The sequence below is a fragment of the Acetobacter syzygii genome, from assembly GCF_000964225.1.
Lineage (GTDB): Bacteria > Pseudomonadota > Alphaproteobacteria > Acetobacterales > Acetobacteraceae > Acetobacter > Acetobacter syzygii.
Map to the genome: position 1 here is coordinate 26,312 of NZ_BAMZ01000007.1, position 19,892 is coordinate 46,203.

The 19,892-nt window shown below is 52.3% G+C and carries 18 protein-coding genes; 4 read left to right on the top strand and 14 right to left on the bottom strand.

The window, feature by feature from the left end; all coding sequences use genetic code 11:
* Positions 1 to 6: 6 nt before the first annotated feature.
* From Absy_RS02470 to Absy_RS02530, 13 genes are all read right to left on the bottom strand, one after another.
* A complete protein-coding gene (locus tag Absy_RS02470) occupies positions 7 to 972 on the bottom strand; it encodes a GGDEF domain-containing protein (RefSeq protein WP_048853151.1) in 966 nt (321 codons plus the stop codon).
* 478 nt (positions 973 to 1,450) lie between these two features.
* Positions 1,451 to 2,068, bottom strand: coding sequence for a YceI family protein (locus Absy_RS02475; protein ID WP_048853152.1), 618 nt, complete (start codon positions 2,066 to 2,068; stop codon positions 1,451 to 1,453).
* Positions 2,069 to 2,297: 229 nt separating this feature from the next.
* Positions 2,298 to 3,305, bottom strand: coding sequence for an ABC transporter ATP-binding protein (locus Absy_RS02480; protein ID WP_048853153.1), 1,008 nt, complete (start codon positions 3,303 to 3,305; stop codon positions 2,298 to 2,300).
* Positions 3,306 to 3,313: 8 nt separating this feature from the next.
* The gene (locus Absy_RS02485) at positions 3,314 to 4,342 is read right to left on the bottom strand and encodes an ABC transporter ATP-binding protein (protein ID WP_048853154.1); all 1,029 of its coding nucleotides are present in this window, start codon (positions 4,340 to 4,342) and stop codon (positions 3,314 to 3,316) included.
* Complete coding sequence (locus Absy_RS02490) at positions 4,332 to 5,306, bottom strand: ABC transporter permease (protein ID WP_048853155.1); 975 nt, start codon at positions 5,304 to 5,306, stop codon at positions 4,332 to 4,334. Before Absy_RS02490 ends, Absy_RS02485 begins: the two co-directional genes overlap by 11 nt.
* Before the next feature lie 13 nt (positions 5,307 to 5,319).
* On the bottom strand, positions 5,320 to 6,327 hold the full coding sequence (locus Absy_RS02495; protein ID WP_048853156.1) for an ABC transporter permease: 1,008 nt from the start codon (positions 6,325 to 6,327) through the stop codon (positions 5,320 to 5,322).
* Between the two features lie 237 nt (positions 6,328 to 6,564).
* Positions 6,565 to 7,302, bottom strand: coding sequence for a class II aldolase/adducin family protein (locus tag Absy_RS02500; protein WP_048853157.1), 738 nt, complete (start codon positions 7,300 to 7,302; stop codon positions 6,565 to 6,567).
* Positions 7,303 to 7,335: 33 nt separating this feature from the next.
* Positions 7,336 to 8,382, bottom strand: a complete 1,047-nt coding sequence (locus tag Absy_RS02505) for an isopenicillin N synthase family dioxygenase (RefSeq protein ID WP_048853158.1) — start codon at positions 8,380 to 8,382, stop codon at positions 7,336 to 7,338.
* On the bottom strand, positions 8,382 to 9,248 hold the full coding sequence (locus Absy_RS02510; RefSeq protein WP_048853159.1) for a sugar phosphate isomerase/epimerase family protein: 867 nt from the start codon (positions 9,246 to 9,248) through the stop codon (positions 8,382 to 8,384). Before Absy_RS02510 ends, Absy_RS02505 begins: the two co-directional genes overlap by 1 nt.
* Before the next feature lie 29 nt (positions 9,249 to 9,277).
* The gene (locus Absy_RS02515) at positions 9,278 to 11,689 is read right to left on the bottom strand and encodes a TonB-dependent receptor (protein WP_048853160.1); all 2,412 of its coding nucleotides are present in this window, start codon (positions 11,687 to 11,689) and stop codon (positions 9,278 to 9,280) included.
* Between the two features lie 156 nt (positions 11,690 to 11,845).
* Positions 11,846 to 12,598 carry an amino acid ABC transporter ATP-binding protein gene (locus tag Absy_RS02520; protein ID WP_048853161.1) on the bottom strand — a complete coding sequence of 251 codons (753 nt, stop codon included), beginning with the start codon at positions 12,596 to 12,598 and terminating at the stop codon, positions 11,846 to 11,848.
* Positions 12,588 to 14,165 (bottom strand): ABC transporter substrate-binding protein/permease, encoded by a 1,578-nt coding sequence (locus tag Absy_RS02525; RefSeq protein WP_084596818.1) that lies wholly within the window; start codon positions 14,163 to 14,165, stop codon positions 12,588 to 12,590. Before Absy_RS02525 ends, Absy_RS02520 begins: the two co-directional genes overlap by 11 nt.
* Positions 14,165 to 15,118 (bottom strand): LysR family transcriptional regulator, encoded by a 954-nt coding sequence (locus Absy_RS02530; protein ID WP_048853162.1) that lies wholly within the window; start codon positions 15,116 to 15,118, stop codon positions 14,165 to 14,167. Before Absy_RS02530 ends, Absy_RS02525 begins: the two co-directional genes overlap by 1 nt.
* On the opposite strand from Absy_RS02530, the gene Absy_RS02535 reads away from it, so the two are divergent.
* The 4 genes from Absy_RS02535 to Absy_RS02550 all read left to right on the top strand — a co-directional run bounded on the left by Absy_RS02535 (position 15,101) and on the right by Absy_RS02550 (position 18,560).
* Positions 15,101 to 15,352, top strand: a complete 252-nt coding sequence (locus Absy_RS02535) for a hypothetical protein (RefSeq protein WP_048853163.1) — start codon at positions 15,101 to 15,103, stop codon at positions 15,350 to 15,352. The genes Absy_RS02530 and Absy_RS02535 overlap by 18 nt on opposite strands.
* Positions 15,353 to 15,435: 83 nt before the next feature.
* On the top strand, positions 15,436 to 16,308 hold the full coding sequence (locus Absy_RS02540; protein ID WP_048853164.1) for a dimethylarginine dimethylaminohydrolase family protein: 873 nt from the start codon (positions 15,436 to 15,438) through the stop codon (positions 16,306 to 16,308).
* Between the two features lie 27 nt (positions 16,309 to 16,335).
* Positions 16,336 to 17,280: a 2-hydroxyacid dehydrogenase gene (locus Absy_RS02545; protein ID WP_048853165.1), complete on the top strand. Its 945-nt coding sequence runs from the start codon at positions 16,336 to 16,338 to the stop codon at positions 17,278 to 17,280.
* Between the two features lie 35 nt (positions 17,281 to 17,315).
* Positions 17,316 to 18,560, top strand: coding sequence for a Zn-dependent hydrolase (locus Absy_RS02550; protein ID WP_048853166.1), 1,245 nt, complete (start codon positions 17,316 to 17,318; stop codon positions 18,558 to 18,560).
* A gap of 118 nt (positions 18,561 to 18,678) precedes the next feature.
* Here the strand turns inward: Absy_RS02550 and Absy_RS02555 are convergent, their stop codons facing one another.
* On the bottom strand, positions 18,679 to 19,857 hold the full coding sequence (locus tag Absy_RS02555; RefSeq protein WP_048853167.1) for an aminotransferase class I/II-fold pyridoxal phosphate-dependent enzyme: 1,179 nt from the start codon (positions 19,855 to 19,857) through the stop codon (positions 18,679 to 18,681).
* Between the last annotated feature and the right edge of the window lie 35 nt (positions 19,858 to 19,892).

Here is a 19,892-nt window from a genome sequence, read left to right on the forward strand (position 1 = left end):
CGTAAATTATTTGGGTTTTGTGCCCAGATCATTGGCTTGTGCTGTTGAAAGCCCGTTATGTTTCCGTAAAGGCACGCTTTTTTTGGTATTATACATGGAGTGGTCTGCATGGACCATAATGGTGGGCAGGTCTTGCCCATCATCGGGGTAAAGACCGCCGCCGATGCTGCCAGAAAGTGTGAGTTTGAGTGTGTTTGTTACAACCGGGCGGGACAAAACCGTAAGGAGTTTGTTGCTGATTGTGTCCAGCATGGCCCGGCAATCAATATCCGGGAGTAGAATGCCAAATTCATCTCCACCCAGACGAACAACATAATCACTTTTACGAACATTTTTGCGCAATCTGCCTGCCAATATGCGCAACACGGTATCGCCAATAGCGTGGCCATATGTATCGTTGATCGGTTTAAACTGATCCAGATCGATCATCAGGAACCCAATTTTCTGTGCTGGGTCATCTTCTATTTCTTCACTCCAGCGTTCCATAAGACCACGCCGGTTGCCAACGCCTGTTAGCTCATCAGTAAAAGCATCTTTCTGTAGGGCTCTATATTTACGTTTGATATCCGATATATCGCGGAAAATATTGATGGCAATGCCCAGTTTATGGAACATGAGAGCATAGTGCTGTACAATGCGTACGCGCCCATCTGCACCTTTGAGGTCCAAAACCAGTTCGGGTAGTTCACTGGTTTCTTCCTTATTGGCCCGGTTGCGGGCTTCCTCAATCTGAGCCCGGAGAATTTCCTGCTGCTTGGGGTTAATGCAACTGCTGCCGATCAGGTCTGAAATAGTGACAACATTGTCATCCACAATATGGCGGAAGGCGGGGTTGCGTAAGATAATCTGCCCGTCCGACAGACGTACAACGGCTGCGCCTATTGGAACATGCTGGAAAAGGGTTTGCCCCAGTGTTGCAAGGTCTGGAAGATTTTTAAAATTGATCTCACCAGACGGGAAAGTGGTTTGCATAGATGGGTACAATCCTGTTCATCTGTTCAGGCCGGTCATATGCCCGATAAGAGATCGTTCAGGGCCCTTTTGTTTGCTATGATTCAACCTTAAATACAGCACAGGCAATGACATATATCAATCTCTTAGTATTATCCGTCCCATGTGTATGGTGAATGACAGAAATTCATACGCGTTTTGCGCGTGAAGGAAGGATATATGCAGATCTCCTTAGAATAATGAGGAAGAAAATTAAGTATCCTGCTGATTTGTTTTGGTTTTTATGTATGGCTTTGGTGGGTGGTGTTAAATTTTTAAGTAAGTTTTTTGTATATGGATGGTAAAATATGCCATAGAGATGAGATGTAAGTTAAATTATTTATAACATTTTATTTTAGAAATGTACTTCCCGTATTTCAGTAGAAAAGTCGGGTATAATGCGGCACTGTCTGTGGCCAAACCGTGCCGCATTATAGAGTATTCTCTTTTGAAGGCAGGTTTAATCCTGTTTTTCAAAAGCACCAGCAATGTGCAAAGTTACCTCATCGCTAATATACGGAACGTAGGTTTTTATGCCAAAATCGCTCCGTTTAAGGGCGCCTGTGGCGTCAAAGCCAATGGTATATTTTTTGTCCATGGGGTTCACGCCTGCCCCAACAAAATGAACCTGCAGGGTCTCGGGCTTGGTTACGCCGTGGAGTGTCAGATTGCCCTGAACAGTTGCATTGTTTGGGTCAGTTATTTTCACACTGGTGGAAACAAAGGTCGCAACAGGAAATTTGGTGGCATCAAACCATTGAGCGCCTTTGAGCTCATCCGTTAGCTGGGAGCTGGTTGTTTGTACGGATGCGACTGGAATGTTAACGGTCAGTTTGGACGAAGCGGGAGTCTGAGCATTGAACGCCAGTGTGCCCGAAGCATTGGAGAACGCGCCAAAATAGTTGGTAAAGCCAAAGTGCAGAACCGAAAATCCTACCTGAGTATGGCCCGGTTCTACAGCATACGCACCAGATTTGATTTGTGCAGCATTGCTGATTGTCTGGGCAGAAGCCACGTTAAAAGTGCTTAAGGCCAGAATGGCAGATGTGGCGGATAGTAGAACGGATGTACGTCTCATGGGCGGTAATATCTCTCTCAATTAGGTTTTAACATCACACTGCCAGGCAGAGCATTTTGTGTCTTGTCTGCCTACCGTGTGAAGGCGTGTTGAATCTGAAATAGCAGGTCAGGAATGAATTAATAAATAACAATAATATAAATGCTTTGTTTCTAAATTTTTCCGTTCCAGATCGTGGTGAGGTTTGCCCAAGCGGCTTGTGGGGTAGAGTCCGCTTTGCAACAAACGATTAGTTATGGGAGAGAACCGGGTAATGGCAGGCTACCTCATGGTTGGGGGCAATTGGCCTTAATTGGGGGGCATCATGCGCGCAGCGGGCCTGTGCGGCAGGGCAGCGCGTATGAAAACGACAGCCAGACGGTTTGTGCACAGGGCTGGGAATTTCCCCCCGTAAAGGGGCATGTTGTGGCGTGCCAACAACTGGTCTAGGCACTGCCTGTGTGAGTGCAATCGTATAAGGGTGGACGGAATGGTGGAGAACGTTATCTGTCTCTCCCAATTCCACAATGGCGCCAAGGTACATCACGGCAACGCGGGTTGATATCTGCCGGACCACTGCCAGATCATGTGCTATAAAAACATAGGTGAGGCCCAACTGCTTTTGCAGGTCTGCGAAGAGATTAACAATTTGTGCCTGCACGGAAACATCCAGAGCTGAAACAGGCTCGTCCGCCACGATCAGGCGGGGGGAGAGGGCAAGGGCACGTGCAATGTTAATGCGTTGGCGTTGGCCGCCGGAAAATTCGTGTGGATAACGTGCAAGGGCAGCACGGGGCAGGCTGACCAGCTCCATTAGTTCAGCCAGCCTTTGTGTTATGGCGCTGGCTGATCGGCGCTCTCCATTGACGGTGCCGTGGACTTTTAAAGGTTCTGCTAGTAGATCGCCTATTCGCCTGCGGGGATTGAGGGACGCATAGGAATCCTGAAACACCATCTGCATTCGTTGCCGTAGAGGGCGTAGCGTGCGTTCGGGCAGATGAGTGATGTCCTGTCCCTCAAATATAATCTGCCCGGATGTTACGTCGTGTAATCGTAATAAACAGCGGCCTAGTGTGGACTTGCCACAGCCTGATTCACCAACCAGCCCCAGTACTTCCCCAGACATGACAGAGAAGGAAATGCCGTCAACAGCTTTGAGGGTTTGCCCCTTGTTCAGCGTATAGGTTTTGTAAACATCCTTGACGGTAAGAACGGGCTCATCGCGCGTAGTCTGTAGGGAGGTGCTGTTTGGGGGCATGAGGCACCTCACACAGTTGCTGTTGTGTTGGCGGAAAAACGAGGAGGTAAAGGTGTTCCCTCCATTGGCAGCAGGCAGGCGACTTTATGATGGGAGTTTATGGCATGGAATGCCGGAGGTGGAGCAGGCAGGCAGGTCGCGTGACTATAGGTGCAGCGTGGTGCAAAAGCACATCCAGCCGGACGTTCCAGAGGCTGGGGTGGGCTGCCCGGAATGGCGGGTAAACGCTCCGGGCGAGGGCCGCTCATGGGGGGGATGGAAGCCAGCAGTGCAGCGGTATAAGGGTGTTGCGGATGTGCGAACAGGGCTTGGGTAGTTCCTGTTTCGGCCACACGCCCGGAATACAGGACCAGAGTTTTGTCACATGTTTCGGCCACCACGCCCATATCGTGGGTGATCAGTAAAACAGAAGAACCATAGGTTTTGCGCAAATTCCGCATGAGGTCCAAAATCTGGGCCTGCACCGTTACGTCTAAGGCGGTGGTAGGTTCATCGGCAATCAGCAGAGATGGATTGCAGGAGAGGGCCATGGCAATCATGGCACGCTGGCGTAATCCGCCGGAAAGCTGGTGGGGATAACGGTTTGCGGTATTGAGCGGGTCAGGAACTCCCATTTCCCCCAGCAGCTCCACAGTGCGGGCACGGGCTTGCCTGCGGGAGAGCTTTTGGTGAACACGCAACTGCTCGTCTATCTGCCAGCCAATGGTATAAACGGGGGTAAAGGCTGTCATGGGGTCTTGGAAAATCATGGCAATCTCTTGCCCCCGCAGCGTGCGGAGCTGCTTGCCAGACATGGCCAGAAGGTCCTGCCCCTTAAAGAGGGCCATGCCTGTAATGCGTACGCCCGGTGCGTCTATTAACCCCATCAGGGCCATGGCCGTAACGGATTTGCCAGATCCAGATTCCCCGACCAGTCCCAGTATTTCCTGCTCGCCGATACTGAAGGAGATGTTTTCAACAATAGGTATCATCTGCCCGCGTGTGGCAAAGCTTACACACAGGTTCTGCACTTCAAGCAGGGGAGCATTAACGGGCATCGCGTACCCTTGGGTCAAGGAGAAGGTAGGCAGCATCAACAAGAGCGTTAGCCAACACAACAAATACGGCGGAATACATGACTGTAGCCATGATTAGTGGCAGGTCCAGACTGTTGAGAGCCTGATAGGTCAGACGGCCTACACCGGGCAGGCCAAATACGACCTCGGTGAGCAAGGCTCCTCCCCCAACAAGCTGTGCAAAGTCCATGCCAAAAAGGGAGACAAATGTAATCAGTGCTGTGCGCAGGCCGTGGCGGAGGAGCACGCGGGTGGGAGACAACCCTTTGGCACGTGCTGTGCGCATGAAGTCTTCTCCCATAATGGCAACCAGATCTGCTCGTAAAATACGGCTATAGATACCAACAAACATAACGGCCAGAACACACCACGGAATAACCAGAGACCGAAACCAGTCAAAAGGACTTTGGGTGAATGGAACATAACCTAGCCCCGGCACCCACGAAAACAGCCATGTATCGTGGTAACTGTTCTGGGTAATCAGATTGACGACCTGACCGAGCCAGAAAACAGGGATGGAAATACCAACCAGCCCAAGCATCATCAGCAACCGGTCCAGCCAGGAACCCTTGAATGCTGCTGCAAGCACTCCCATGCCAATGGAGAGAACTACCCAGATAACAGCAGCCCCTGTAACGAGCGAAAGTGTGACGGGAGCCGCCCGCATGATTTCTGGCACAACACGCTCACCACGGTTGGCGTAAGATGCCAGATCACGCGTAATGAACAGTTTTTTCATCATAATGGCATATTGCACAGGTAATGGGCGATCAAACCCATATTCCTTGCGGACTTTTTCCATTGTTTGTGGGGCTGCGTTACGCCCTGCAATGCGGGCAGTGGGGTCAGCCCCCGGTGTTGCAAAAAAGACCGCAAACACCAAAGCTGAAATGCCAAACAACACAAAAATAGTCTGACCCATACGACGCATGAGAGGGATGATCATGATTCTGCCCCCCTCATTCCCGCCGGGATGTGTCGCGCACGTCCAGCGCATCGCGTAGACCATCTCCCAGAATGTTCAGTGCCAGCACAACAGCTACAATAGCCATACCCGGTGCAATGGCGACCATGGGGCGGGTATAAATCAGTCCTTCTCCGTCCAGTATGATTGTTCCCCATGATGCAGCGGGTGCCTGCACCCCGATGGATAAAAAAGACAAAGCACTTTCCGCCAGAAGAGCCATGGCCATAAGCAGGGGGCCCATTACTACCAATGTTGTGCTCACATTGGGTAGAATATCATGCAATATTATGCGCCAACGTGGTACACCCAAGCATTTGGCGGCGGTAACAAATTCTGCCTGTCTCAGTGCAATCACGCGCCCTCGCACTGGGCGGGCGGCATAGGGTACATACACCAGTGCAATAATAACAATAGGAATAAGCAGGTTATCAGCTTCGATGACAAATGGGCCGATCTGCAATCCTGATGTGATGGTGACAATGGAGAGAGAAATAGCAAACAGATAAACAGGTACTGCCCACATTATATCCATAAGCCTGCATAGAATAATATCCGTTATTCCACCAAAAAAACCTGCGGTAATGCCGACAATACCAGACATGATCAGGCAGAGTACAGCCGCACTGAAGGAAATAAGCAGCGAGTTCCGCCCCCCGTATAACAGGCGTGCCATAATGTCGCGCCCTTGGCTGTCCGCTCCTAAAAAGTAGGTTGCCTGCCATGTTGGTCCAATGGGACTAAGGCCCAGGTGCAAAGGATTGTCGTTAGGCTGCATAATGTCAGTTTCCTGACCATTAAGCATAATCGTGCCAGCAACATCGGACAGAAACGGGTTGGTGTGGGCAATATGATGGGCATAAAACGGAGCGCACAGGCTTGCCAGAATGATAAAAGCCAGTACCGCCACGGAGGCAAGGGCTGAGTGGTTACGCAGTAAGGAGCGAAGCGCACTTGTCCATGGTCCGGCGGAAAAGGGGCGTGTGTCGGACGGCTGTGTCATTATGCCTGCGTTTATTCAAGGACGATAAAAAGGAACTGTAACCTTGCGGGAACAACAGAGTTAAAAACAAGTTGGTATTGTGAACGTCCTTGCCCGCAAGAGCAAGTCAGAGCACCGCAAAGGCGCATGGTATGGTGAAGAAGAGTTGAGGGAGTTGCCGTAAATCAGACTGCGCATAAACAGAAAGGGGAAGGCCAGAAGCCTTCCCCTTTTGTGCGATGTGGGTGGAGTGTTGTGTTAGTTTTTGTAGTCGGGTTGCTCGCGGTCAAGCTTGCGGCGCAGGGCTTTCCAAATCATCTGGCCCTGATCGGGGTCGGTATCGAACTGTTTTTTGGTGCGCAGGAGTTTCTCTTCAGAAGGAATATGCAAAGGCATACCAGTGGATTGCGCTGCAATCTGGATTTTGCAGGCCTGTTCCATATAATACATCCGGTAAAAAGCCTGTGCCACCGTGCTGCCAACTGTCAGCAGGCCGTGGTTTTGTAAAATAATGGCGTTACGCGTGCCAAGGTCACGTACAAGGCGTTCACGTTCGCTGAGGTTGTCGTCAGCGGCAATGCCTTCGTAAGCGTGGAAGGCTACTGCACCATAAAATTCAATATTGATCTGGTTAAGTGGCAGAATACCCTTTTCCTGCGCAGCAATGACCATGCCGGGTATGGTGTGGGTATGCATAACGCATTCGGCATCCGGTCGGTTGGCGTGAATGGCGGAATGGATAACAAAGCCAGCGGGGTTAATGGCCCAGCTTGTTTCCTGTTGGGGAATGCCATCGGCATCCACAACGACCAGAGAGCTTGCTGTAATTTCCTCAAACAAAAGCCCGTAAGGGTTGACCAGGTAGCGGTGCCCACCACCGGGCAGGCGTAAGGATAGGTGGGTATAAACCAGATCGGTCATGTCAAACTGGGCAATAAGCCGGTAAGCCGCAGCCAGATCTTCGCGCAGTTCCTGTTCGGTCTGTAGTGTTGTCATTGTCTGGTGGTCCTTAAATGCAAATGGTTGGAATTAGTGCGTTGCTACACGTTTAAAATGGCCAAAAGTCGCGGTTTTGCGTGCTCCAGTAGGGAGTTGCAGGTCGCCTTTTTCAACCTTGCGTACCAGGTACTGATACGTTTGCAAGGCTTGTGCCCACATGTGTTCACCTATTGTAATGGTTTCGTAAGATGCTTCGTCTCCTTTGGCAAAAGCGGGCAGGGGGCGGATCTGGGTGTGATAATCGCACGCATAAAAGAGTGGGAAGGAATAGCGCTCTTCGGCGACCTTGCGTACCCGGTGAGCTGTTGCCACAAATTGCCCTGCGGTCATGACTTCCAGCATGTCACCAATGTTGACCACAAATGCCCCCGGAATAGGGGGGGCATCAATCCAGTCTCCATGACCATTCATGACCTCTAGCCCCGGTTTGTCAGCGAGCAGAATGGTAAAGCATTCATAATCCGTATGCGCGCCAATGCCCGGAGCATCCTGTGCTTCGGCATCGTATGGGTAGTGGATCATGCGGAGTTTGGATGGTGGAAAATTGGCAACATCATCAAAATAGTTTTCATCCAGCCCCAAAGCCAGAGCAAACCCGCGGAAGAGCGTGCGCCCAAGATCAAACACAGCACGGTAATAAGCTTCCGCGGCAACCCGGAAGCCCGGAACATCCGGCCAGTTATTGGGCCCGAGCAAAGGGGTACCTGCCTGTACAAGCGGATGGTTGGCTGGAACCTCATACCCAATATCAAAAGCTTCTTTGTGGTCGGGTCGCCCTGCGGAATAGACTTCCTCGCCTTCCGGCACAAAGCCTTTATGGGTGGCTGATGTGCCTATGTAATAATCCATTTTTTTGTCAAATGGCTGGGCAAAAAAATCTCGCGCAGCCTTGCGGACACCTTCTATCAGGTCAGTTCCAACATGATGGCCAGAAATATAGAGAAAACCGATATTGCTTGCGGCATCACCCAGTTTTTCGGCTACAGCCTGTCGTTCGGCTACGTCCGTGCTATAAAGACCGCTGATATCAATAACGGGAATACGGGTGAAAGTTTCAGCTGTTTTGGAAACAGACATCAACCCAGTTCCTTCTTGTTGTCAGTGTTTGACATGACATGTTGAAAGTGCTCGCGTTCTGTTTGTCCGGTCCAGACATTAAGGGACCACAGATCAGCAACGGGCATGTTGGTAAATGGCAGCGTATGTAAATAACCATCTGGCCCGCATTCGGGGGTCATGGTGGTGGTGGTGTATCCACGCGCTTGCTGGCTCTGCCATATTTGTTGCCATATGCTCTGGTGGAAGTGCAGAGCTGAAGCATATTCCGGTGCGCCGGGGTGAGGAGCCTGTGGCCCCTGATCATATCCAACGCGCGCCTGAATATGATGCACACGCTCCACAAAAGCGGACAGATCATCCGCAGGGTCATTCAGCAGACGTTCACAGCAGACAACCCAGTGACTGATGTCGGCTGTAAAAAGGGCGGAGGGAAGCTGGGCAATAACGTCCAGTGTAACCCATGGTGTTGCCAGAATACGGGAGCGATGCGTTTCAAAGCAGCAAGGCACCTGTGCTGCACGGCAAATATCCTGTGCCTGTGCCATAAATTCCACCTGCTGGTTTGCAGGCCAGCGGTCATTGCCGCCCAGAATAGTAATAAAACGTGGTTGCATGAGCAGGGCGCGTTCTACCGCCCCGTGCAAATCATCCAGATGCTCCTGCACTGTGGCGCTCTGGTTGGGAATAACGCCACCGCCGGTCATGGCAATGGCAATGTAAGGTGCGCCTTCGTCTTTCAGAATTGTGGCGCATGTGCGGGCCTGGCTGAGGGTTGGAGGAATACGGGCTTCCAAGCCGACAAAGCCTGCCGTGCGGGCTTCCGCCAGTGGGTGGTCCCACTGGCGGTTGTCTCCCCATAAAGTGCGGAAAAGTTCAAATTGCATCAACGCTTTCCCGGTTCTTTGCTGGTTGATCAGAAGTTGTAGTGCAGGTCGCAACCAACCCAGCGCGGTGTTTGAATGTACTGTGCCCGGTTGCCATCGCTCCCTGTAAAGGAATAGGTGGAGCCGTGGTTGTCTTGCAGGTTGTCAACGTAAACAGCAGCAGTCCATTTTCCGGTTTTCGGACCAACTTCCATACGCAGGCCCAAAGAGCTGATCTTGCTGGTTTTTGCGTTGTTGTCGCCCAGTGCAGCCCACATGTTGTCTTTCCAAGTGTAGCTGGCCTGCAGTGTGGTGCGGTAGTTACGGATGTCGATGTTGTAGCGTGCGACAGCACTCCATGAAAAGCGCGGCGCAAACGGGAGCTGGGAGTTGTGTGCAATTTTTGGATCAAGCGTAAGGCCCGGCAAAGAATCAACCGGACTTTTGATCTGTGCATCCAGGTAAGCAAATGACCCACGCAGATCAAGATTGGGGATCAGGTTATGGAGCGATGCAGACGCTTCGCCACCACGGGTGCGTGCGCGCGGAATGGTGCCCAGAGTCAGGGAGTTGCTGGTTACGTTTGAATTCGGATAGGGGTGGAATGTCCCAAAGAACAACGTCTGGCGGTTGTGGTATTCATAATCAAACAGAGACCCTTCCAGCACCAGTTTGTTGTGCAGGAGAGAGGATTTAATACCCACTTCATATGCAATCAGATTTTCCGGGCGGACATAATCCAGAGCAGCAGGTGCAAGCACAGGGGCTGCAAAGTAACTACCAGCCTTATACCCGTTAGAAATTGTGCCGTAGGCGTAAGTGCCCGGCACAATCTGGTAGCGCAGCCCTACGCGGCCGGTAAAGCGTTCGTAATCATGGCGTTCATTCAGGTGGTTGATCTGGCCATTCTGGGTTGCATAAAAAGGTGCGCCCAGACGTGGGCTGTTGGCCCCTACATACGAATAGCTTGAACCACCATTAAAGCCACGTTCATCATAAGAAAAACGACCGGATGCAATAAAGTCCAGTTTTTTGGTAATATTGGTGACTGTATTGACGTAAACGCCCGTGGACAGGTTCTGCTGCGAAAAATGATTGGTCAGGTTGACCATGCTGCCGGGGTCATCCTTACGGTAGCTGGTGTAATCCCCGTCAATCTTGTCATAGGACTCAAAAACACCGACTGTCAGGTGGAAGATTTTTGCCAGATTCATACGCAGGTGCATATCGTGCGACTGTGCAATGGCGGTATCATTCCAACGGTAATCTGCGTATTTTGTGCCAACACCATCGACCACGGCGGAGGTTGAATCTCCCCCGTTGTTTCTTACGCCACCGGGGACCGTGCCCAGACCATCGTAGTTATCCAGATCATCGCGGCGATAAAAATCGATCCCTGTTGTGGAGGAGAAGGTACCGAAGTCAAAAGCCTTGGTATAGTTGACTGATACGCCACCACCGTTTTCATTCCGTTTTGGGGGAGTATCACCAACATTAACGGCGTGTGGATTGGGGTTTGCCCCCACCCCGCCGTTGGCCACGCTGTCCAGATCCTGAGGAGAGGTGGAGCGTCCTTTGTCACGCGTGTAGTGAATATTCAGCAGCACGGAGGATGTATCGTCCACCACAAACTTGGTCAGGTTGCGGATTGCCAGCAGATCCTGCGAGCCATAGCGTGCTCCTGTGGCAACGTCCTTCTGCCAGCCGTCGCCTTTAACGTAGTTGAACGCCAGACGGTTGGAAATTTTGCTGGTAATAGGCGTGTTAATGGCAAAGCGACCACGGTTTGTGTTGTAGCTGCTGTAGCCCCATTCTGCATACCCGCCGAATTTATCAGATGGTTTAACAGATTGAACGTTAATGCTGCCGCCCGTGGTGCTGCGACCCATATCAAAACCCTGAGGGCCTTTTTCTGTGGCAACGCTTTCAACATCCAGCATCTGCCCCGTGTAAAAAACGGGGAAAGGAGCCAGCACACCGTCCAGATAAATGCCAATCCCGCCCATGTTGGTGCCCACATAGTCATCCAGACCAACGCCACGGATGGAAAAGATGGGAGCCGAGCCTGAAACCGCATTTGTTGCGGTGACGCCGGGCGTAAAGGAGGCAATGTCCTTGGGGTTTTCAAGGTGAAGCGAGCGTAGTTCCTGACCGCTGATCACGTTAACCGTTGTCGGTTCGGACAGGTAGCGGTGGGTGTGTGACTGCGTAACTTCTACCTGTTCGGTAGCCCCTTTACGCGGTGCTGTGTTTTTCCGGCGTGGTGTGGTTCCAGCGTGCTTGCGGCCACTGGCGGCATGGTTAGCCGTTACGGGGTGAGCACTGCTGGAGACCGGTGTCGTTGCGGCTGCTGCCAGCGGCGAGGTGGAAGCCAGAAGAAGGCAGGGCAAGGCTGGCAGGGTTACATAAGCTGGAACCGTAGCCAGAAGACGGAAGGACCGACGTAAAAAACATGATTTCATTGCCCGTATTCCTGTTTCATTCCCGTTGGAACCGGTGCCTGGGGCGCATAGGGCAACCGATCTTTTCGTTTTTATTTGATAACGAAATCTCCTCCATATTCGTTTAAAAAGAACTAAATCATACTTTTGCTGATTGGTACGTGGTGGGCAAAAAATTTAATAACGAAGCATCTGGTTAAGAAAATTTTGAGCTCTATCGCTTTTGGGGGAGGTGAAAAAAATTTCAGGTGGTGTAATTTCCACTATTTTTCCTTGATCCATAAAAATAATACGATCAGCAATACGGCGGCTAAACGCCATTTCGTGCGTTACGCAAACAGTTGTAATGCCCTGTTCGGACAATTCGTCCATAATGCTGACAACCCCCACAATGGCTTCGGGGTCCAGTGCGGCTGTGGGCTCATCAAACAACATAACTTCTGGCTGCATACACAAGGCACGAGCAATGGCCACGCGCTGCTGCTGCCCACCAGAAAGCTGGATGGGGTATTTGTCCGCCTGATCTGGAATACCTACCTGATTCAGGTACCTGCGTGCCAGGGTCGTGGCTTCTATTCTGGACATGCGCCTGACGCGCATGGGGGCCAGAATACAGTTGTCCAGCACACTCAGGTGCGGGAACAGGTTATAATTCTGGAACACCATCCCCACCATGCAGCGGAGCTGGATAGGATCCGTTTTGTCATTGATCAGTTTGCCGTCAATGGTCAGCGTGCCGCTATCATGTGGTTCAATGCGATTAAGGGTGCGGATCAGGGTTGATTTACCGGACCCCGATGGCCCTAGAACCACAATTTTTTCGCCACGGCTAACATCAAAATCTATGCGGTCAAGGGCAACAAACTCACCAAAGAGCTTGCTCATACCTCTGACGGAGATCATGGGGGGAGATGTGGGTTCATGCTGCATTGGAAACAACCTTTTTACGGTCAGACCAGGCAAAGCGACGTTCCACCCGTTTCTGAAGGAAAAGGAAAAAGAAAACCATTACAAGATAATAAACCAGCGCAGCTGCGTAATATTCCGTAAAGGCAAAGGTACGAGCTACCTGAATTTGCGTTACGGCAAGGAGTTCTTGCAACGAGATGACCGATGCAAGCGAGGTTATTTTGAGCAGATTAATAAACTCGTTAATGGTTGGCGGGAGCGCGATGCGAAAAGCCTGCGGAAAAATAACTCGCCAGTAAATATCGCGTCGGCTTAAGCCCAATGCACTTGCACCAAGCTCCTGTCCGGGATCAACGGCACTCAGTGCCGCACGATTAATTTCGACCTGATAAGCAGATTCATTAATGGAGAGCGCCAAAATGGTGGCCAAGAACGGAGTAAACCACTGTTCCCGAAAAATAGGAAAAAACTGCGGCACGGCGTTCCATATAAACAGCAGCTGGAGCAGCGTGGGCGCTGCGCGAAACAGCGATACATAACCTTCCAGCACAATTTTAAGCACAGACCGCTGGGGGCTGTTGAGCACAATAGCGATCGGCACGGAGAGCGTGATGGCAATGAAGTGAGAAATCAGCGCAACGCTTAGGGTAATAAGCGCTCCATGCAGGAATGCTGTTGACGTAAGCGCAGAAAAGAATGCCGCCCAGTCGAACATTGCGCTGGAGGTGGTGCTTGGTGCTTCATTGCCTGTGGATGGATCGGTTACCGACCATTTTGTGCGTAATGCCTGCAAATTACCATCAGTTTCCAGCGCAGTAACGGCAGATTGCAGCGCAGTCAGGTCCTGCGGATTTTGGCGCAGGTAAATGGCAAAATGCCGGTAATCCGGAATGTCTGGAGTAATGAGCACATGCAGCTTATCCTTAAGCTGGCGCATTCTGTAAAAAAGCTCGACATCCTGGCTGACAAAAGCAAAAACCCGCCCGATCAGAACCTGCTGCACAACCTGTTCTTCGGTTGGATATTGCTGGATGATCATAGGGGGCTTGCCAGCGGCAACCAGCGCATCGTTGACTACGCCCAGTCGGGTTATGTAGCTGGTGCCAGATTCTACAGCGACATTTTTGCCCGAGAGTTCGTCCATGCTTGTCAGGGAAGGCGTGCCTTTGCGCCCCACAACCACCAGTGCCGTATCCTGATAGGTCACGGCATCAAAACTTTTTTCCCGCGAGGGCATACGGATAATGCCACTCATGACCAAACCGCACCGTTGGGCCGACAGGCTGGGGAACAGGCCGGTAAAGTCCATGGTCACAACAGACAGGCGGGCGTTCCAGCGGTTGGCAAGTGCTTGGGCAACATCAATGTCATACCCTTCCGGGTGGCTGACATCTTGCCCCTTAACAAAGGTCATGGGGGGGAGTGTAGGGTTGGTGCAGATGGTCAGCGTACCATCATGCACAAACGAGGGAGGCTGTTCGGCGTGGGCCAGCCCATGCAGCCCAGCGGTTGCAAAAAGAACGCCAGCAAGAGCCGCAACAGGACGAAACCGCTGCATGAGCGGCAGACGGAAAAAAAAGCTGGTCATTAATATGAAGCTTCCAGAAGGGAACGGAACGTCTCGACCATCAGGCTGGTTTCGGGAGACGTGCGCGCCAGAAAATGACAGCAGGTGATAAGCCGCAGATCGTTAAAAACAATCCTGCGTAGGAGCCCCTGCGTAACAAGGGGAGCGGCAAAAACTTCGGGCAGAAAGCCAATATAACTCCCCGAGAGAATGAGGAGCGCGCGTGCATCCACCTTGTCCGCCTTGGCGCGGTAGGTAAAGTGCGGACGAATTTCCTCCCATCCATCGGATGTAGCGGCATCAGCGACACTGATCATGCTCTGACTGGTCAGGACATCAAGTGTAATGTCCTTTTCAGGCATGTGGAACAGGGGATGCCGCGCACCGCAAAACAGGTAGGAGGCCTCGGCAACCAGCGGTCGGCAGCCCAGAGGGGCCTGCCCCTGCGCATACAGGGCAATGGCGGCAGTGGCCTGACCATTCATGACCGCGACTTCCACTTCCTTGGTGGAGGCGGAGTGCAGGTTCATAAACACCCCGGGGTGGCTTTGCGTAAAGGTGTGAATGGCTTTGACCAGCGGTGTTTCGCCGTGGGTCTGTATGTTGTCGGGGACGTAGAGGTTGAATGTCCCGCTCAGCATTCCACTGGTCTGGTTGATCTGCTGGCGGAAGTGTTCAAGGTTGACAAAGAGCGTGCGGGTTGCGTCCAGCACCTCCCGGCCTTCATCTGTCAGGGCAAAACCGCTGCGCCCGCGAAGGCAGATTGTCAGCCCAAGGCGGGTCTCCAGAGCGGAAATGTCCAGACTGATGGATGATTTGCTTTTGCCCAGCGTAATTTCGGCCGCACTAAACCCACCCTGTTCTGCCACCGTGTGAAAGACACGTAACAGCCGCAGGTCAATTTCTGAAACATGGCCCTGAAAACCACGTGCCCTTTTTCTGGGGCGGGGTGTTTTATGGCTGCTTCCCGTCATGGTTTGAATGCTCCTGTAGGGTGGGGCGTCAAGAAAAGGGCGGAATGTGCTGCCAAAAGCTCCTGTTCTGTGCTGGCAAACAGTTATTGTTCTTTATCCAAAATAATTATGGCGTGGAAAATATACGATGTGAAGAGCGAACAGAGAGCCGGGCATAAACATGCACAGGCAGGATACTGGGAGAATGACGGTTTTCCGCGTTATTTGGATATGTTTGCGAAAAAACTAAAGTAAACTCATGTCTGTTCATATTGGGCCCGTAACGAGGCTCGGATAGCCTGCAAGGGAAACATAGATACCTTGGGGATTTTCAAGTGATGGCTGCAAACAGATGGTTCATTGATAGCGAAACCGGTGTGCTGACAGATGTCCTTTTGTGCCCGCCTGACTATTATGAATGGATTCCGAGCAACGACATTGCCATTCAGACCATGGCTGGTGGCGGCAGCATAGACCGTAGCATCCTGCGCAGTCAGTTTGAGGAACTGGTTGCAACCCTTAAAGGGGCGGATGTTTCCTGTCATTTTCTTACGCCACATAAGGATATGCCTTATGAGGTTTATACCCGCGACAGTTCGCAGACAACGCCTTTTGGCACGGTGGTCACCAGTCTTTCCCGCCCTGAACGGGTAGGAGAAGAAAAGGAAATCCGTACATTTTATGCTCCGGATGAAATCTGGCGTACCTGCACCGCAGGCCGGATTGAAGGGGGGGACATCCACATTATCCGCCCCGGACTGCTGGCTGTTGGTGTGAGCGGCGGCCGGACAGACACAAAAGGTGCAGCCGAATTTATTGGCTGGTTTGAGGAGGCAGGCTGGACCTGCCGCATGATCCACTTCCCCGAACATTTTTTGCACCTTGATGTTATTTTTTGCATGGTGGCGGAAAATCTGGCGATTGCAGCGGTGGATGTGCTCGATGAAGCCGATCTGGAGTGGTTCCGCGAGCAGGGCATTCGCATTCTGCCCGTAACCTACCGTGAGGCCATGCGCGATATGGGCTGCAATGTTCTGGCTTTGGGGCGTGACAGGGTTGTCAGTCCGCGCCATTCTACCCGTATCAATGCGATGCTGCGTGCGGAAGGGCTGACGGTGCTCGACCCCGAACTCAACCAGTTCTCCCGTGGTGGGGGTAGCATTCATTGCATGACCATGCCTTTGCGCCGTCAGTCATTGCAGACAGCGTAAGGTCAGCAGCCAGAGGAGTAGAGGCGAATGTCTGCACGTATAGTTGTCAGCGCGGATGGTAGAAAAGCGTTTGAAAGCTGGAGGCAGGCATTTGCTGCTGTCGCACCGGATGTGGATGTGTGCTCGTGGTATGACCCCGCGTGGCAGCCACAGCCGGGCGACTATGCCCTGATCTGGAAGCCCAGGTCCGAGCATATGGAGCGCCTCGCCCAGATGAAAGGCATTGTCTGCACAGGTGCCGGGGTTGACCACCTTCTGGCGCACACAGACTTCCCGCGTAATATTCCTCTGGTGCGCATGGGGGGCGGCCAAACAGCCCGACTTATGGCGGATTATGTCATTTGGGCTGTTCTTGGGCTGCTGCGTGGTGCTCGTACATGGGCCGCCAGTCAGGAGCAGGGCGTATGGTACAACAATGTGTGCAGCCGCACGTCCGATACGACCAGAGTGGGTGTTATGGGGCTGGGGCATCTGGGTGCTTATGTTGCTCAGACGCTTTCCCGCATGGGGTTTTGTGTGTCGGGCTGGAAGCGCTCTCCTGCTGAACTGGATGGTGTGACTGTCTGGCATGGTATGGACAACCTGCCTTCATTTCTGGCTGAGGTGGATATTCTGGTTAATCTTCTACCATCCACACCGGCGACAGATGGGTTGATTGACTATGGTTTGCTTAGCCACCTGCCCAAAGGGGCAGGATTTGTAAATGTCGGGCGTGGTCGCCATGTGGTGCAGGGTGATCTGCTGCGAGCCCTGGATGATGGCACCTTGTCTGGTGCTGTGCTGGACGTGGTAACGCCTGAGCCTCTGCCGCAGGATAGTGCGCTATGGCACAACCCTCGGTTGACGATAACGCCTCATGTTGCATCCGAAGCATCCCGCGAGGCACAGGCCCGCTACGCAGTGGACGTTGTGGCCATGCTGGAGCGGGGAGAAACGCCAGCCCTCCTGTGTGATGTGGCGCGTGGTTACTAAAGATCAAACTGTTTAAACAGGGAATGGACAGGATAATGAGCCAGTATGCCAACCTGACAATTAATGGGCAGGCCCTGTGGCATGATCTTGTCACAACCGCAGCCTATGGCGGAACGGAAAAAGGCGGCATATGCCGCCTCGCCCTAACAGATGAAGACGCGCAGGTGCGGAGTTGGTTCGAACAGACCTGCACCGCTCTGGGCTGCACGGTGACTTATGATTCAATGGGGAACCAGTTTGCCCGCCGCCCCGGAACACAGAATGATTTGCCCCCGATTATGATGGGCAGCCATTTGGATACCCAGGTTACTGGTGGTCGGTTTGATGGCATTCTGGGCGTTCTGGGGGGTGTTGCCGTGTTGCGTGCCTTGCACACGGCCGGAATAAATACCCGCCATCCACTGGAAGTGGTGAACTGGACCAATGAGGAAGGCGCACGCTTTACCCCCCCCATGCTGGCTTCGGGTGTTTTTGGCGGTGCATTTACCGAAGAGTTTGCTGGTAGTCGGCCCGATGCTGCGGGCATAACCCTGCGGCAGGAGCTGGAACGTGGTGGTTTTGTTGGTGCAGAACAATGCGGTCAGCACCCGGCAACAGCGTATTTTGAATTGCATATTGAGCAAGGACCAGTGCTGGAGGCCGAAGAACGTACCATTGGCGTTGTAACAGGCGTGCAGGGTATGCGGTGGTACGATGTTGTGGTGCGTGGACGCTCGGCTCATGCAGGTACAACGCCCATGCCAATGCGTAAGGATGCCCTGCTGGCTGCTGCTGGTATGATTGAACAGGTCAATGCCGTTGCACAGGCTCATGCCCCGGAAGGTTTGAGCACAATAGGCATTATTACGGCCCTTCCGGCCAGCAGCAATGTGGTTCCAAGGGAGGTCAGGTTTACTGTGGATCTGCGCAATCCTTCTGAGCCGGTTTTGCAGGCCATGGAGGAGGATTTTTTACGGCGGATGGACGAATGTGCGCAAAAAAGCGACGTGCATGTCAGTGTAACCCCGACATGGAACTCCCCGGCAGTACATTTTGATTCGCGTTGTGTTGCTTGTGTTAAGGACAGCACGCACGAGTTGGGCTACTCAATGCGCGATATTGTTTCTGGTGCAGGGCATGATGCGGTTTATGTTTCCCGAGTGGTGCCAACAGCCATGATTTTTGTGCCTTGCCTGCATGGTATCAGCCATAATGAAGCAGAAAGTGCTACCCCGGAAGATGTAACAGCTGGGAGCAATGTATTGCTCCATGCCGTATTAAAAGCAGATCAGGAATTTTAAGAAAAATCATTTACATCCATCTCTGGTAAACAGGGATAGTCAGTAAAATGCACAGGAGAGGGAAAGAAGATTAACGTCTTTCCCTCTCCTGTTTTTTGTCGTTTACAAGGTGGATGCGTTAAAGCAGCGATGCAACGCTTTCCATGGCCTTGCAAAAAACCTGCACGTCATCAGTCGAACCAACGCTAATTCTGGAACATGTTGGCCAGATGCTCCAGCTACGACCAATAATCACATGGTTTTGTGCAAATGCTGCCGTTATGGCATCGGGCGATTTGCGCCAGTCAGCCATAAGCATATTGGCCTCGCTGGGAATAGTGCGCACGCCATAATGGCTTAGACATTCCTGCATGGTTTTGCGATTTTTGCGTGTTTCGGATCGTCGCTTTGCAACTTCAGCCGGATCTTTCAGGCTGTCTGTGCCAATGACTGCGGCCGGAACGGACAGCATGGTCGTCTGATAAATGCCATCGTAACGCATCATTTTTTCATGGAGTGCCGGGTGTGCAATACTCAGGCCCAACCGTAGTCCGGCCATACCAAATAATTTGGAAAAAGTCCGCAGAACAATAATATTGCGGCAAGAACCAAGTAGGGAAACGGCGGAAGGTGCATTGCAAAAATGCAAGTAGGCCTCATCCACAACAAGTACTGCGTTGGGGGGGATATGGCGCGCCAGCCACGCAATATCGGCCAGTGGTGTTACTGTGCCTGTTGGGTTGTTTGGGCTGCAAATATAATACATTCCTGCATTGGGGTTGGCTTTTAACATGGCGCGTACGTCCACCTTGTAGCCGTTGTCCGCCCTAAGAGGCACTTTGGCTAAAGGAATTTGCAGCCATTCAGCAACGCCCCATACCGTTTCGTATGTTGGATCACAGGTTACAAGCCCCTGTGTGGGGGAGCAGAAGGAAATAACAGTTCTGCATAGCGGATCGCTAGAACCCGGCCAGGGTGTAATCAGGTCGGGAGAGATGTGGTCGTATGCAGCGGCTGATTCAACAAGAGCTTGCCGTTCTTGTCCCGTAAGGTAGCGGTTACCGTTGAGCAGGGCTTTTTGCCCGGCTGGGAGCGCAGAAGGGAAGGGGCCAGTCCAAAACTCGTTCCCGTTCAGTAAAATGGAACCGGGAGGGTAAATCCCACCAACCGGCAAGGTGTCGGCCCGGCTTTTGTGCCATGGCATCCCCGCCATTACGCTACCAGCGCCTAAAACAAGGGCTATGCGGCCAATCTGCCTGCGGGAAAACCCTCGTTCTTTAAAGTCCTGCTGTGTTTGTTGTGGCAGAGGGGCGACCATGGTGTGTCTCCTGTTGAAAAAAGGAACAAGGTGCG

Coding starts and splice junctions, on each gene's coding strand:
- Absy_RS02545 (WP_048853165.1), top strand. CDS start 16,336: ATGTCTGCACGTATAGTTGTCAGCGCGGATGGTAGAAAAGCGTTTGAA.
- Absy_RS02505 (WP_048853158.1), bottom strand. CDS start 8,382: ATGTCTGTTTCCAAAACAGCTGAAACTTTCACCCGTATTCCCGTTATT.
- Absy_RS02520 (WP_048853161.1), bottom strand. CDS start 12,598: ATGCAGCATGAACCCACATCTCCCCCCATGATCTCCGTCAGAGGTATG.
- Absy_RS02495 (WP_048853156.1), bottom strand. CDS start 6,327: ATGACACAGCCGTCCGACACACGCCCCTTTTCCGCCGGACCATGGACA.
- Absy_RS02490 (WP_048853155.1), bottom strand. CDS start 5,306: ATGATCATCCCTCTCATGCGTCGTATGGGTCAGACTATTTTTGTGTTG.
- Absy_RS02470 (WP_048853151.1), bottom strand. CDS start 972: ATGCAAACCACTTTCCCGTCTGGTGAGATCAATTTTAAAAATCTTCCA.
- Absy_RS02540 (WP_048853164.1), top strand. CDS start 15,436: ATGGCTGCAAACAGATGGTTCATTGATAGCGAAACCGGTGTGCTGACA.
- Absy_RS02515 (WP_048853160.1), bottom strand. CDS start 11,689: ATGAAATCATGTTTTTTACGTCGGTCCTTCCGTCTTCTGGCTACGGTT.
- Absy_RS02475 (WP_048853152.1), bottom strand. CDS start 2,068: ATGAGACGTACATCCGTTCTACTATCCGCCACATCTGCCATTCTGGCC.
- Absy_RS02550 (WP_048853166.1), top strand. CDS start 17,316: ATGAGCCAGTATGCCAACCTGACAATTAATGGGCAGGCCCTGTGGCAT.
- Absy_RS02485 (WP_048853154.1), bottom strand. CDS start 4,342: ATGCCCGTTAATGCTCCCCTGCTTGAAGTGCAGAACCTGTGTGTAAGC.
- Absy_RS02535 (WP_048853163.1), top strand. CDS start 15,101: ATGGCTGCTTCCCGTCATGGTTTGAATGCTCCTGTAGGGTGGGGCGTC.
- Absy_RS02510 (WP_048853159.1), bottom strand. CDS start 9,248: ATGCAATTTGAACTTTTCCGCACTTTATGGGGAGACAACCGCCAGTGG.
- Absy_RS02525 (WP_084596818.1), bottom strand. CDS start 14,165: ATGACCAGCTTTTTTTTCCGTCTGCCGCTCATGCAGCGGTTTCGTCCT.
- Absy_RS02530 (WP_048853162.1), bottom strand. CDS start 15,118: ATGACGGGAAGCAGCCATAAAACACCCCGCCCCAGAAAAAGGGCACGT.
- Absy_RS02480 (WP_048853153.1), bottom strand. CDS start 3,305: ATGCCCCCAAACAGCACCTCCCTACAGACTACGCGCGATGAGCCCGTT.
- Absy_RS02500 (WP_048853157.1), bottom strand. CDS start 7,302: ATGACAACACTACAGACCGAACAGGAACTGCGCGAAGATCTGGCTGCG.
- Absy_RS02555 (WP_048853167.1), bottom strand. CDS start 19,857: ATGGTCGCCCCTCTGCCACAACAAACACAGCAGGACTTTAAAGAACGA.